This window comes from Aminobacter sp. UC22_36 (genome assembly GCF_044056035.1).
In the GTDB taxonomy this organism is placed as follows: domain Bacteria; phylum Pseudomonadota; class Alphaproteobacteria; order Rhizobiales; family Rhizobiaceae; genus Aminobacter.
The window spans coordinates 883,485-895,771 of sequence record NZ_CP171996.1; the positions used below are offsets into that span (position 1 = coordinate 883,485).

Consider the following 12,287-nt stretch of genomic DNA (forward strand, 5'->3'; position numbering starts at 1 on the left):
ATGCCAGATGAGGCAGCAAATCACACCGGCTGAGCGCATCTAAATCGATTGGATAAGCGCTGTGCGATGCGTTGACATGCGCTTGCACATTGCCGAAAAGGGCACCAGAAAATGAAGAATACGTCGAAGAGGGGCTTGGGGATGGAACTTGCCGGAAGGCCGCGCGCACGCTCAGCCTTCGCAATGCTCTTTCTTTTCCTGGCAATTCCCGTTCTTACGGCCGTCGCTGCGACGCCTGCACATGCCGACTTCAGGGTCTGCAACGCAACCCAGAGCCTCGTCGGCGTCGGCATCGGCTATCGCGCCAAGGCCGGCTGGATCACCGAAGGCTGGTGGCACATCGAGGGCCAGACCTGCAAGACGCTGATCGAGGGGCCGCTGTCATCGAGGTTTTATTATCTCTATGCAGAAGATGCCGAGCGCGGCGGACGCTGGGATGGCCCGGTCAACATGTGCGTGGCTGAAAAAGAGTTCAAGGTTGCCGGGGTCACCGACTGCGTAGCGCGCGGTTTCCAGCGTGCCGGCTTCCAGGAATACGACACGGGCGAGCAGGCGAACTGGATGGTCCAGCTCACCGACGAGCCCGCAACGGGCGGCAATGCGGCCGCCTCGGGAACCAACGGTCAATGAGACGCAGCCGCAAGGTCAAGATACTCGCCACACTCGGTCCGGCCTCCTCCGACGAGGTCATGATCCGCAAGCTCTTCGATGCGGGCGCCGACGTCTTCCGCATCAACATGAGCCATACCGACCATGACTCGATGCGTACGCTTGTCGGCCGCATCCGCAAGGTCGAAGAAGAGGCGGGCCGCCCGATCGGCATCCTCGCCGACCTGCAGGGGCCGAAGCTGCGCGTCGGCAAGTTCGCCAACGGCAAGGAAGAGCTGACGGTCGGCCGGACCTTCACCTTGGACGACAGTGCCGAACTCGGCGACAGCAAGCGCGTGCACCTGCCGCATCCCGAGATTCTCAAGTCGGTCCAGGAAGGCCATCGCCTGTTGATCGACGATGGCAAGCTCGAGCTCAGGGCAGTCAAGACCGACGGCAAGTCGATCGTCTGCACCGTCGTTGCCGGCAACAAGATTTCCGACAAGAAGGGCGTCAGCCTGCCCGACACCGACCTGCCGGTCGGCGCGCTGACCGAGAAGGACCGCAAGGACCTCGACGCCGTGCTCGAGACCGGCGTCGACTGGGTCGCGCTGTCGTTCATCCAGCGGCCCGAGGATCTCGCCGAAGCGCGCAAGATCGCGCAAGGCCGCGCGCTGCTGATGTCCAAGATCGAAAAGCCGCAGGCCGTTGCCCGCCTTGCCGAGATCATCGAGCTCTCCGATGCCTTGATGGTTGCCCGTGGCGACCTCGGTGTCGAGATGCCGATCGAATCGGTTCCCGGCATCCAGAAGCAGATCACCCGTGCGGCCCGCCGTGCCGGCAAGCCGGTGGTTGTCGCCACCCAGATGCTGGAATCGATGATCACCGCCCCGGTGCCGACCCGCGCCGAAGTGTCCGACGTGGCGACCGCGGTATTCGAAGGCGCCGACGCGATCATGCTGTCGGCCGAATCCGCAGCCGGCGAATACCCTGTCGAGTCGGTGGCGACGATGAACCGCATCGCCGAGCGTGTCGAAAAGGATCCGACCTATCCCGGTATCATCAATGCCCAGCGTTCGCAGCCGGAAGCGACCGGTGCCGACGCCATCTCGCTTGCGGCGCGCGAAATCGCCGAGACGCTGAAGCTGTCGGCGATCGTCACCTACACCGCCTCGGGTACCACCGGCCTGCGCGCGGCGCGCGAGCGGCCGCAGGTGCCGATCATCGCACTGTCGCCGATCCTGGCGACCGCGCGTCGCCTGTCGCTTTTGTGGGGCACGCATTGTGTTGTCTCGCCCGATGCCGCCGATCTCGACGATATGGTCGACCGCGCCTGCAATGTTGCCTTCAATGAAGGTTTTGCCGCCGCCGGCGACCGCGTCATCATCACCGCCGGCGTGCCGCTGAGGACGCCGGGCTCGACCAATATGCTGCGCATTGCCTATGTCGGGCCGGAAGGCAAAGGCAGCAGGTAAATTACGGCAGTAGGGGAGTAGGGGAGTAGGGGAAATATGGCAGCATGTGTTGCCGCTGTCCTCTATGCCTTTATCCTACTGCCAATTCCCCCTACTCCCCTAAATCGGCGCCTTCTCGTTCACGCACATATCCGTGCCGAAATCATCGCCGGCAATCCGCGCCTCGACCGCCCGGGCTATCGCCTGCAGGTCGCGCGGCTGGCCGGCAAGCTTCTCGATCGCTGCCGCGACGAGATCGGGGGCGATCCAGTCCGGCTTGTGGCCAAGGTTGCTGACCCAGACCAGTTCGGCGCCGGGAATGTCGCGGGCCAGGCCGATCGAATGGATCTCCTCATAAACGACCGTGTCGTGATCGCCTGAGATCACCACCGTTGGCGTCCTGATCGTGGGATAGCGCGGTGCGATGGCAAGCACGTGGCGGTAAAGCCCCTCGACATCGATGGCGTTGGCGCGGAAAGCCCTTGGCCGCAGCACCAGCTTGATCGCGGCTTCGTCGACATAACCGTCGGGCACCTTGTTGGGCGAAAAGACGCAGACTGTCGCCGCATCGATGCGCATGAGCCCGGCCGGGTTGGCGACGGTTTCGGCAAAGAGCCGCCCGATCACTGGTCTGGCGCTCAGGCTGTAATACCAGGAGGTGTCGCCGCCCGGCCAGGGATGTGTCGCCGCCGACAGCAACAGCAGCCCGCGCGTGTGTTCGGGGTGTTCGAGGGCGAAGGTCGCCGCTACCGCGCCGCCGAACGAATGGCCGACGATGATCGCATCCTTGATGCCGAGCCTGTCCATCAGGGCAACGATGGTCGCCGCCTGTTCGGTCGGGTTTTCGTTATTGCCGGGGCCGCGGCCGGACCAGCCATGGCCGGGCCGGTCGAAGAACAGCATCTCGGCGCGGCCTTCGAACAGCTGTTTGAGCGGCAGCATCTGGTCTTTCAGATTGGCGCTGGCGCCATGGATGAAGACCAGTGGCGGCAGGTCGGCGCCGGCTGGTGCCGGCACATGGACATAGTGGATGTCGGCGCCGTTGACGTCGATGAAGCTGCCGACCGGCGGGTTGCGCCGTTCGATCAGCCACGATGCCGCGCGGGTAAAGCCGGCGAGCGCAAGGACGATCGTAACGAGCAGGACCAGGACAAAGGTGAGGATGTTCATGCGGCTCGCGGGGAAGGGGACGGAGTAGGGAGTAGGGCAGTAAGGCAGTAAGGCATAAAACAAAGGCAAATAGGACAGCTGCAACACATGCTGCCCTATTTGCCCTACTGCCTTATTCCCCTATTCCCCTCTCAAATGCCTTCGCCGGCAAGCTCTTCCGACAGCCGCGACACCTCATTTTGGGCGTTGCGCAGCATCGGGTAGATGTCGAGCACGCGCTGCCAGGCCTGCAACGCCAGTTCGTCGTGGTCGGTCAAGGCCATGATCTGGGCCATGCCGGACAGGGCGCCAAAATGGCGCGGCTCGAGCTCAAGCGTGCGCTCGATGTCGGCCATCGACTTGCGATAGTTCTGCATCAGGAAATGCACGGTGGCGCGGCGGTTCCAGCCTTCGGCATATTGGGGCTGGAGTGTCACGACCTGGTCGAGGAAGTCGAGCGCGACGTCGAACTTCTTGGCTTCCAGCGCCTGCTGCGACCACAGCATCATCAGGTCGACGGAAGCGCTGCCTGACCTGTACCAGGCCTCCCAGATCCGGCTGGCGAGGCGCTCGGCGGCCTTTTCGTTACGCTCGCGCTTGAGATCGGAAAACAGCGAATCGAGCTGGGTGTCCGCCTTGGCGACGACGGCTTCACCGTTCGCCTGGGCAAACGCCTGGAGTGGCAGGGGCGTCGCCACGATGGCCAGGGCGAAAAAGGCAAAAACGTTCCGCATGCGGAAATTCTAGACCCCCGCATGGGAACGTCAAACTGAAATTGCCGTGATGCGTCGGCCGCGAGCGGCCGGGCCTACATCAACCCTGGCGGGCCTTGTAGCGCGGCGCAGTCTTGTTGATGATGTAGACGCGGCCCTTGCGGCGAACCAGCTGGCAATCACGGTGACGGCCCTTGAGCGCCTTGAGCGAATTCTTGATCTTCATGTTACTGACCCATCGGATGGGGCCCATCACCGGGCCGAAACCAAAAGCGCGCCAAAGGAGCGCGCCCAATTTGTGTGAGTGGCTCTTAGACGAGGAAGTCTTGGCCAGTCAACCACGAGCGCGCTTCACGTGGCGGATTGATTGGCTTTTTTGCCGGCGCTGGTCGTGGCGACACTGGCGTGCCGCCGGGCCATCTTGGTGGATGCCGCAGGCGCGTCAATGTCGGCCGGGAAGATCAGTGGCCGGGAAGGTCAGCGGCTGGTTCAACCGTTGCGACAAGGCGCTTGATCGCCGTCGTCAGAGAAGTCGTGCCGCGCCGGTGTTCGCTGTCGTTCTGGCGCATGAACAGGCCGTTGGCTATGCCCTCATACATGCCGAGAAGCGCTGTCACCACCTCGCCTGATACACCTTCCCCGGCAAGCAGCGCGGCGTGCTGCTGCGGCGGGACCAGCACCGGCGTCACCGGATGCCCGAGAACTTCGGCGAAGGCCGACGCCACATCGCCGGCGCTCCAGTCTTCGGGCCCGCCCAGCTCGACGATCCGCTTGCCGGTCCATTCCTCGCACAGCAGCGCTGCCGCCGCGCGCCCGACATCGATGGTGCTCACCATCGGGATGTGCTGAGCGGGGTCGAGGAAGGTCGGCAGCACGCTGTCGGACATGACAGTTGCTGCCACCTCGCCCCAGGTCTCGACAAAATAGCCCGACCGCAGGTAGGCGGTCGCCGCTGCCGCTCCGTCAAGCAGTGCCTCGAATCGGTTGAGTGTGGCGATAACGCCGGTGCCGGCGGCATGCTGTGCGCCGATGGACGACAGGACAATGGCTTTGGGCAGACGCGCCCGCCTGGCTGCATCGGCCAGTGCCGCGCCGAGCTGTTGCGTGCGCGCATAGGGATCGCCGCTCACCGGCGGCGGATCGAGCAGGAACGCTGCCTGCGCGCCCGCCAGCGCATCGGCCATCGCGTCGGCGTCCTCGATATCAGCGACAGTCGTCTCCGCGCCGAGGGCCATCCACTTTTCAGCCTGTTCCTTGCGGCGCAGCACGACGCGCACGGCCTCGCCGCGTTCGATGAGGGCGCGCGCTGCCTCGCCGCCGGCCCGTCCGTTTGCTCCAAGCACAACATACATGATTGCCACTCCGTCAGATTGCTCGATAGGGGAACAGATAGGCGGAGGATTTCCATGCGTCCAATGCATGTCGTATATAGTCGTCATGCGCGAAATGGATTTACGCCGGATCGACCTCAACCTGCTGGTGGCGCTTGAGGCGCTGCTGGACGAGAAGAACGTCACACGGGCAGCCCAGCGGCTCGGCATGAGCCAGCCGGCCGCGAGCCGGGCGCTCGGGCGCTTGCGCGCGCTGTTTTCTGACGCGCTTTTGGTCGATGGGCCGGGCGGCTACCTCCTCAGCGCCCGGGCCGAAGAGCTGCGCCCCGCGCTGCGCAGGATATTGGCAGGCGTGGGCGAAATGCTGGAAGCGAATGTGTTCGATCCGGCGACGGCGACGGGCAGAATCCGGCTTCTCATGCCCGATCTCCAGGCCGCCGCGCTCGCGCCGCATCTGCTCGCCCGCCTCGCCCACGAGGCACCGTCGCTTGATCTCGATATTGTCGCGCCCGATAAGAACGGGTTCGAAGCGCTGGAGCACGGCGACGCGGATGCAATGGTGGCGCTGATCGACGAGGCGCCGGCCGGCATCCACCGCCGCCGCCTCTATGACGAAGAACTCGTGACGCTCATGCGGGTGCATCACCCTGCGCTGGCAGGAAAGCTCACGCTCGACCGCTTTCTGGCGCTGGAGCATATCGTGGTGAGCGTCACCGGCATCGGGCCGGCACCTGTCGATGAGGCGCTTGCGCGGATGGGGCGAACGCGACGGGTGAAGCTGCGCGTGCCGAACTTCTTCGCGGCGGTCGAGATCGCCGCGCGCTCCGACCTGATCATGACCCTGCCGTCGAGCCTGGCCCGTGCGGCGGCCGACATGAGGCGCTTCGTATCGTTGCCGCCGCCGCTCGATCTCCGGACTTTCACGATGAGCCTCGCCTGGCACGCCCGCCAGCAAGACGCGCCCCGGCACATCTGGTTGAGACGTGCCATCGTCACGGCGGCGACGGATATGTCATCGGCGATTGAAGTTGGAGGCTGAGGCTGCAAAGCGGGCTATCTGGCACAACGCCTCAACCAGGCCCGCGTCCGTCGAATATGCTCCAGCTCGAGCCTATGGCGATGCCATCAACCGTCTCGGCGACAATGCGGAGGCGCGCAAGCTGCTGCAGGACGTGCAGGGCGCTGGGATCGCCGTCCGCGATGGCGAAGGCGCGTTTTCCTCGTCAGGCGTCGGCGGTGGTTCAGCCTATCCGATGATCCAGGCGACGGGCCTGAAGCACGTGACCGACCGGCGCGTCGCGGCGTCTATCTCAAATGCGAGGAGGGGCGACCTGAGCTGTCCGGTGCCGGCAAAGTAGGGCCAGCCTGTATCGCCTCAGGCGTATTCCGCGGTGTTGTGGACATTGCAGGGAAGGCCGAACTGCTCGCCCCAACGGCATAATGAACCCGCTGCCGCATTGAGGGCTGCGCCGCGTTCAGTGAGCGAATAGACCACCTTGGCCGGCATTTCCGAATGGACTTTGCGGTCGACAAGCCCGTCGGCCTCGAGCTCGCGCAATTGTTGCGCCAGCATCTTTTCGCTGACCCCGGGAATCGACTGCTTCAGTCGGCCGAACCGGCGCGATGCCGTTCCGAGCTGGCAAAGGATATCGACCTTCCATTTGCCTTCGGTCATCCTGACAGCCATTGCAAAGCCATTGTCCGCCGTTTTGCTCATCGCGCTTTCCTTACCTTCAGGTGACCACTTACGCCGAGGTTCGTATTGTGCGCCGCCCGTTTCAACATACCTCCACGACGTCGCGACAGAAGCCGCGGCGTGGCACCGCCATTGGATATGGAGAGTTGGAATGACGCGTTCAATTGCCGTTGTTGGAACCGGTCGCATGGGCTCGGCACTTGCCAGCGCCCTGCTGGCCAAGGGCCATCGCACCACGGTCTGGAACCGGACAAAGGAAAAGGCTGAAGCGCTGGCCTTGCTTGGCGCGACCATTGCGCCGTCAGCGCTGGAAGCTGTGTCTGCGGCTGAGATCGTCATCGTGAATGTCAGCGACTATAAGGCGACGGCAGCCATTCTGCGCGACGACGCCTTGGCCTCGGCCATCCGCGGCAAGCTGATCGTGGAGCTGACGTCGGGCACGCCGCATGGCGCGCGCGAAGCCGCTGAATGGTGTGTCGAGCACGGCGCCGGTTACCTCGACGGCGCCATCATGGCGACACCTGACTTCATCGGCACGGATGCCGGAACGATCCTGATCTCGGGGCAAAGCCAGGCGTTCCGCGACAATGAGGCCGTCTTTCGCGCCTTGGGCGGAAATGTCCAGCATGTCGGGCAAGATCCCGGACGTGCGAACGCGCTTGACAGCGCGCTGCTGGCGCTCATGTGGGGCGAACTGTTTGGCGCGCTCCAGGCGATCGCCGTGTGTCAGGCCGAAGGGATCGAGCTCGGCGAACTGGGGCGGCAGTGGACCGCGACAGCGCCTGTCGTCGAGGGGCTTGTCGCTGATCTCATCAAGCGTACGAATGCCGGTCGTTTTGCCAGCGACGACGAGACGCTGTCGTCGATCTCCACACATTACGGTGCATTCCAGCACCTTTTGGAACTCATGGATGCGCGTGGAATCGACCGCTCCGTGGCTGACGGTTACGACGCCATCTTCCAGCGGGCGTTTGCAGCCGGCCAGCTGCACGGAGATTTTGCGGCGTTGTCGCAATTTTTCGGGCAAGGCCGCATAACAGCGGCGGCAACAACGAAGGAGGCTGGCCGCCTTGTCGTCCAGCCTCCGCCAGATCATCCATGTGAGGAAACAGAATGCCTTTGACGCGTCTCGTCGACACCTATTGCGCGGCCTGGTCTGCCGAGAGCGCCGAGCAGCGGCGGGCGTTGCTGCTGTCGGTCTGGAGCGAGGGCGCAACCTACACCGACCCTACCGTCCATGCCGAAGGCGCGGAGGAGCTGCTTGCGCATATCGCCGGAATTCAAGGCAAGCATCCCGGTGCCCGCATCCTGCGCACAAGCGACGTGGATGTTCATCATGGCGTCGCGCGCTTCGCCTGGAGGTTCGTCATGCCTGACGGATCATCCCCGCGCGAGGGCCTGGACATCGCCTTTGTCGATCCCGACCAGAAACGCATCACGCGCATCATCGGCTTCTTCGGCGCGCTGAACAGGTCCTCTCCATGATCCTGGTCGATCATCAACGACGTCGTGGAGAAGTGGCCCTACCACTTCCCTACCACTTCACATTGAACCCGAGCTTCGCACCAAGCGCATTGTTGCCACCGAAATCCGCGACGCTGCCCCGGGCGAGAGCCTCACCGAAGACGCTGTAGCGCTCGTTCGCCCAGCTCAGCGAGCCGCCGATGCCAACCCCGCCCCAAAGTCCGCGGTTGCGTGACGTGAAGGCGGTTCCTGATACGTCGACCGAGGAGCCGTCAAGCAGATCGTAATAGAAGTTGGCGACGCCGTAGAGGTGGGTCCGCTTCGTCTCGCCGGTCGCGTCCTTCCATTCGTTGTCATAGTCGGCGGACAGGCCGAGGCGGCCCACCAGCGTGTCGCCGCCATCGCTGAGCGACACCTTGCCGTTATACCGGTCGGTGAAGTCGCTGAAGCGCACCGCCGAATAGGCCAGCTGCGCCTGCGGCGTCAGCGACCAGTTGGTGTCCAGCCCGATCTTCTGGCCGGCTTCGATGCTGAGCCCGTAGCCCAAGGCGTCGTTGCCTTCGACCAGCGTCGTTCCGATCGTGTCGGAAACGATATCGGCCTCGTATCTGGTCAGCTGCGCCTGCCCGTCGACATAGAGGCCGCTCGCGCCATACCAGGTGAGCGTGCCACCCACCCCGAAGCCGATGGCGTCGATCGAGCCGGTGCCGTAGATCGACGAGATCTCAGAGCTTATCGTTCCGAACTGGCCATTCACGCCGGCCACCAGCGCGCCGGCCTCGCTCTCGTGCAGCAGGCCGTCCATGCCGGCCTGGAGCCTCCAGGTGGTTACCTCATAGCTGGCGCCGGTGGTGGAAACATCAGGCGCGAATTGCGCCTGTGATGCGTCCATGCGGGCCCAGATCGCGTCGGGCGCGACCGCGCCGTTGTCCGCACGCGCGGGCTGCCCGCCATGGAGCGACTTCCGGCTGCCGACACGTTGCTGCAAGGTGCCGAGTTCGTTGAAGCTCTGCAGCACGTTGGCGTAGTTTTCGTAGAGCGGCACGGTGGGTGCATAGAGCGGGCCGGCGTCGATGAGCTTGGAACGCAGGTACCAGTCGCCGTCGGCCACGCTCTCGGTGCCCTGATAGAGCCGGTAGGCGTAGGCGCCGCCGACCACCGCCTGGTCGCCCTCGAACACATAGTCACCGACGAGCGAGAATGTGCCGTTCGACGCGCCGCCGACCTCGATGACCTTGATGCCTTGGACCGTCTGGGCGCCGGTGCCGCCGACATTGGTGACGACAAGCGACGAGGTGCCCGAGCTGTCGCCATTGACCATGAGGCGCTCGGTGGCCGAGCTGTCATCGCCGAGTGCGGTGTTCACATAGACGGTGCCGCCGCTGCCGACATAATTGCCGGTCACGGTGAGCGTGGTGTTGGCGCCGCTCAGGCGCAGCGCGCCGGCATTGTTGATGCTGGCGATGGTCTGGTCGAAACCGCCGAGATCGAGCGTAGAACCGGCCAAGGTTGAATAGTCGCCACCGAACACAGCGGCCGCGCCGGCCTGGAGAATGCCGTGCTCCACCTTGGTGGGACCGGAATAGCTGGCCATCGCGTTCTGGATCAACGTGCCGTCGCCACGTTTCACCAGTCCGCCCGCGCCGGTCAGGGCCCCGCTCAGCGTCAGCACCGCGCCGGGGGTGACATCGAAGACGCCGTCGCTGGTGAAGGACATGGCGCGCGTGCTCTCGAAGCTCGCGAGAGCGCGCAGCGCGCCGCCGTTGAAGGTGAGCGCGCCAGCTACCGCGCCCAGCGCGCCGTCACTCGATATGGCGAGCGTGCCGCCCGAGATCGTCGTGCCGCCGGTATAGTCATTGGCGCCCGACAGCGTTTGTGTGCCGCCGCTGAGCGTCAGCCCGCCGCTGCCCGAGATGACGCCGGAGAAGACATCGTTGGCGCTGGTGATCGTCAGGGTCTTTGCGCCAAGCGCAACAGCACCGCTGCCGGCGAGGCTCTTGATGCTGGTCCCGCCCGCGGTAATCGTCGAGATGTCGAACGTCCCGTCCGCGACGACGCGGCTCGAATTGCTGATGTCGCCGGCGCCGGTCAGCCGAAGCGTGCCGGCCTGGATCATGGTCTGGCCGGCGTAAGTGTTGTTGGCGGCCAGGTTCAGAGTGCCGGTGCCGATCTTGGTCAATCCACCGACGCCCGTGAATGCGGATGTCGCATCGGTGCCGACGGCGAACGTGACTGTGTCTATCGTCAGCCCGCCCGCGAGGATGTTCAGCTCGGTACCGGCAAACCCGACGATGAAGGTAATGGGAGCGCTGCCTCTGGCACGCAAAATGGCATTGTCGAAATTGACCTGCGAGGCGCCGACGCCGCTGCCGCTCAGGACGCGGGTCTCAAGCGTGCCGCCGCCGCTGATGTTGATCGTGCCGGACCCGATGCCACTGGCCAGCCTCGTGCCGGAGGATGCTGATGCCAATACCTTCGCGCCATTTTCAATGTTGAGCGTGCCGGTGCCCGCGAAACCAACGACAAGCTGCCCGCCGGTGACCAGCCATTGTGATCCGGACCCGGTGACGGTGACGGTTCCATGGCTTCCAGCCGTTTGCCCGATTCGCGCGGTCAAGCCAGTGCTTGTCAGCGTGCTGCCGTTCTGAATTGTCAGATTGCCCGTCGAGCCGGCGACCACACCGACTGCGATGTTTCCGGTCGTTCCCGTTGCCGCGCCGCCGACACCGAGCACCGTCGCGTTTGGCGACGTCGCGCCAATGTTGATGGCGGTACCGGCGCCGGGGACGACTGTGCTCTGCCAGTTGCTCCCGACGGTCCAGTCATTGCTCGTGGTTCCGGTCCAGTTGACCTGCGCCGTCGCCGAGCCGGCGGAGAGAGCCACGAGAACCGCTGCCACGCCGACGCTGGCGAGCAGCTTGGCCTTGCCTGAGTGACGGGGACGATTAGCGTAGCCGCGCCCGGTCGCCTCAGTAGACATGCAGTCCTCAGAATACGCAAAATTATCGCGATGCAGAATCAGCGGACACTGCCGGTATTCGGAAGTTTAGACAAGCACAGCCATCGTGCCGATGCGTTGTCATAATTAAGAAAGATTTGCGACAGACCTTCGACGCGCACGGAGGTGCAAGCAAACTAGCGGACTACGGGTGTTTTGTCTTTTGGCAACTTATGATTGTGGCTGGCGGGCATGAATGGTGTCGGGCTAACTTCTGCTCTGGCGACCCTCAAAACGGGTGTTTGGTGTTTGCAGCCAGGCCGCTGATTCTGGGCCTGTCAGTGCTGCCCCTCAGCCGCGCGGCAGCAGCCTGGTGAATGACCCATCTCGCGGCCCGGGCGCGCCTCGGCCCTGCCGTAGAGGTGGACGGCGATGGATCGCGCATCCTGTCTGGAAGCTATCGACCAGAGTTGGCGATGCGATGCTCGAAACCGGCCAGGTCAAAGCGGACTATGTGAGGGCGCAATATGCGCCGATCCGACGCTCGCTTGCGGCTACGCCCTCCAGTTGCTCGTCAAGTTGTCGGTACTCCGCATCGTAAGCGACTTTGAACCGCTCAAAATGTTCTCGACTAAGCCAACGGTCAATCGTGAGGTAGACGTTCACCCGCTCCTCATCGGCAAGGAGCTGGGTTTCAATGTAGCCTTCTCCTTTGCGAAAAAGCTGCGCCCATGAACCGGACGGACCATAAGATGCTTCGAAGTCTGCGCGATGCCCTTCGGCTACCGTGAACTCCCAAATGATGTGGTAGCTTGCTTTTCCGCGCATTGGTGAACCGTACCAGCTTGACTAGCTAAGCGCGAGCGTCCGCCATGAGCGTCAACCACCCGGACCGTGGCGAAGCCAGCCATTGCCGGCCCTCAAAGCAGGTGTTTGGGGTGTTGTGACGCCGAG

General features: G+C 64.0%; 14 protein-coding genes. 6 read left to right on the forward strand and 8 right to left on the reverse strand.

The genetic code is table 11. The annotated features are described in order from the left end of the window. Positions 1 to 141 precede the first annotated feature (141 nt). Together ACHMW7_RS07355 and pyk are read left to right on the forward strand one after the other, a co-directional pair. Positions 142 to 630: a DUF1036 domain-containing protein gene (locus ACHMW7_RS07355; protein WP_395449640.1), complete on the forward strand. Its 489-nt coding sequence runs from the start codon at positions 142 to 144 to the stop codon at positions 628 to 630. Beyond that, entirely contained in the window at positions 627 to 2,063 is a 1,437-nt protein-coding gene (gene pyk, locus ACHMW7_RS07360) for a pyruvate kinase (protein ID WP_395449641.1), read from the forward strand. Before ACHMW7_RS07355 ends, pyk begins: the two co-directional genes overlap by 4 nt. Positions 2,064 to 2,162: 99 nt before the next feature. Here pyk and ACHMW7_RS07365 read toward each other — a convergent pair whose 3' ends face one another. The 4 genes from ACHMW7_RS07365 to ACHMW7_RS07380 form a co-directional block, all read right to left on the reverse strand. Further along, the gene (locus tag ACHMW7_RS07365; protein WP_395449642.1) at positions 2,163 to 3,212 is read right to left on the reverse strand and encodes an alpha/beta fold hydrolase; all 1,050 of its coding nucleotides are present in this window, start codon (positions 3,210 to 3,212) and stop codon (positions 2,163 to 2,165) included. A gap of 131 nt (positions 3,213 to 3,343) precedes the next feature. Next, complete coding sequence (locus ACHMW7_RS07370; RefSeq protein WP_395449643.1) at positions 3,344 to 3,925, reverse strand: tetratricopeptide repeat protein; 582 nt, start codon at positions 3,923 to 3,925, stop codon at positions 3,344 to 3,346. Between the two features lie 79 nt (positions 3,926 to 4,004). Beyond that, positions 4,005 to 4,130: a type B 50S ribosomal protein L36 gene (gene ykgO, locus ACHMW7_RS07375; RefSeq protein WP_010661422.1), complete on the reverse strand. Its 126-nt coding sequence runs from the start codon at positions 4,128 to 4,130 to the stop codon at positions 4,005 to 4,007. Positions 4,131 to 4,365: 235 nt separating this feature from the next. Then, positions 4,366 to 5,256, reverse strand: coding sequence for an NAD(P)H-binding protein (locus tag ACHMW7_RS07380; protein WP_395449644.1), 891 nt, complete (start codon positions 5,254 to 5,256; stop codon positions 4,366 to 4,368). Positions 5,257 to 5,341: 85 nt separating this feature from the next. On the opposite strand from ACHMW7_RS07380, the gene ACHMW7_RS07385 reads away from it, so the two are divergent. Both ACHMW7_RS07385 and ACHMW7_RS07390 read left to right on the forward strand, forming a co-directional pair. Beyond that, positions 5,342 to 6,274, forward strand: coding sequence for a LysR family transcriptional regulator (locus ACHMW7_RS07385; RefSeq protein ID WP_395451283.1), 933 nt, complete (start codon positions 5,342 to 5,344; stop codon positions 6,272 to 6,274). Beyond that, positions 6,264 to 6,593 (forward strand): hypothetical protein, encoded by a 330-nt coding sequence (locus tag ACHMW7_RS07390; RefSeq protein WP_395449645.1) that lies wholly within the window; start codon positions 6,264 to 6,266, stop codon positions 6,591 to 6,593. The genes ACHMW7_RS07385 and ACHMW7_RS07390 overlap by 11 nt, the downstream gene beginning before the upstream one ends. Positions 6,594 to 6,610: 17 nt before the next feature. On the opposite strand, the gene ACHMW7_RS07395 is transcribed toward ACHMW7_RS07390, so the two are convergent. Beyond that, positions 6,611 to 6,952 (reverse strand): winged helix-turn-helix transcriptional regulator, encoded by a 342-nt coding sequence (locus tag ACHMW7_RS07395; RefSeq protein WP_395449646.1) that lies wholly within the window; start codon positions 6,950 to 6,952, stop codon positions 6,611 to 6,613. 130 nt (positions 6,953 to 7,082) lie between these two features. On the opposite strand from ACHMW7_RS07395, the gene ACHMW7_RS07400 reads away from it, so the two are divergent. Both ACHMW7_RS07400 and ACHMW7_RS07405 read left to right on the forward strand, forming a co-directional pair. Further along, positions 7,083 to 8,054: an NAD(P)-dependent oxidoreductase gene (locus ACHMW7_RS07400; protein WP_395449647.1), complete on the forward strand. Its 972-nt coding sequence runs from the start codon at positions 7,083 to 7,085 to the stop codon at positions 8,052 to 8,054. After that, positions 8,045 to 8,416: a hypothetical protein gene (locus tag ACHMW7_RS07405; protein ID WP_395449648.1), complete on the forward strand. Its 372-nt coding sequence runs from the start codon at positions 8,045 to 8,047 to the stop codon at positions 8,414 to 8,416. The genes ACHMW7_RS07400 and ACHMW7_RS07405 overlap by 10 nt, the downstream gene beginning before the upstream one ends. 49 nt (positions 8,417 to 8,465) lie before the next feature. On the opposite strand, the gene ACHMW7_RS07410 is transcribed toward ACHMW7_RS07405, so the two are convergent. The 3 genes from ACHMW7_RS07410 to ACHMW7_RS07420 form a co-directional block, all read right to left on the reverse strand. Then, positions 8,466 to 11,375, reverse strand: coding sequence for an autotransporter outer membrane beta-barrel domain-containing protein (locus ACHMW7_RS07410; protein ID WP_395449649.1), 2,910 nt, complete (start codon positions 11,373 to 11,375; stop codon positions 8,466 to 8,468). Positions 11,376 to 11,671: 296 nt separating this feature from the next. Further along, positions 11,672 to 11,794, reverse strand: coding sequence for a hypothetical protein (locus ACHMW7_RS07415; RefSeq protein WP_395451284.1), 123 nt, complete (start codon positions 11,792 to 11,794; stop codon positions 11,672 to 11,674). 49 nt (positions 11,795 to 11,843) lie between these two features. Then, positions 11,844 to 12,161, reverse strand: a complete 318-nt coding sequence (locus tag ACHMW7_RS07420; protein ID WP_395449650.1) for an antibiotic biosynthesis monooxygenase family protein — start codon at positions 12,159 to 12,161, stop codon at positions 11,844 to 11,846. Positions 12,162 to 12,287 lie beyond the last annotated feature (126 nt).

Coding starts and splice junctions, on each gene's coding strand:
- ACHMW7_RS07355 (WP_395449640.1), top strand. CDS start 142: ATGGAACTTGCCGGAAGGCCGCGCGCACGCTCAGCCTTCGCAATGCTC.
- pyk (WP_395449641.1), top strand. CDS start 627: ATGAGACGCAGCCGCAAGGTCAAGATACTCGCCACACTCGGTCCGGCC.
- ACHMW7_RS07365 (WP_395449642.1), bottom strand. CDS start 3,212: ATGAACATCCTCACCTTTGTCCTGGTCCTGCTCGTTACGATCGTCCTT.
- ACHMW7_RS07370 (WP_395449643.1), bottom strand. CDS start 3,925: ATGCGGAACGTTTTTGCCTTTTTCGCCCTGGCCATCGTGGCGACGCCC.
- ykgO (WP_010661422.1), bottom strand. CDS start 4,130: ATGAAGATCAAGAATTCGCTCAAGGCGCTCAAGGGCCGTCACCGTGAT.
- ACHMW7_RS07380 (WP_395449644.1), bottom strand. CDS start 5,256: ATGTATGTTGTGCTTGGAGCAAACGGACGGGCCGGCGGCGAGGCAGCG.
- ACHMW7_RS07385 (WP_395451283.1), top strand. CDS start 5,342: ATGCGCGAAATGGATTTACGCCGGATCGACCTCAACCTGCTGGTGGCG.
- ACHMW7_RS07395 (WP_395449646.1), bottom strand. CDS start 6,952: ATGAGCAAAACGGCGGACAATGGCTTTGCAATGGCTGTCAGGATGACC.
- ACHMW7_RS07400 (WP_395449647.1), top strand. CDS start 7,083: ATGACGCGTTCAATTGCCGTTGTTGGAACCGGTCGCATGGGCTCGGCA.
- ACHMW7_RS07405 (WP_395449648.1), top strand. CDS start 8,045: ATGCCTTTGACGCGTCTCGTCGACACCTATTGCGCGGCCTGGTCTGCC.
- ACHMW7_RS07410 (WP_395449649.1), bottom strand. CDS start 11,375: ATGTCTACTGAGGCGACCGGGCGCGGCTACGCTAATCGTCCCCGTCAC.
- ACHMW7_RS07420 (WP_395449650.1), bottom strand. CDS start 12,161: ATGCGCGGAAAAGCAAGCTACCACATCATTTGGGAGTTCACGGTAGCC.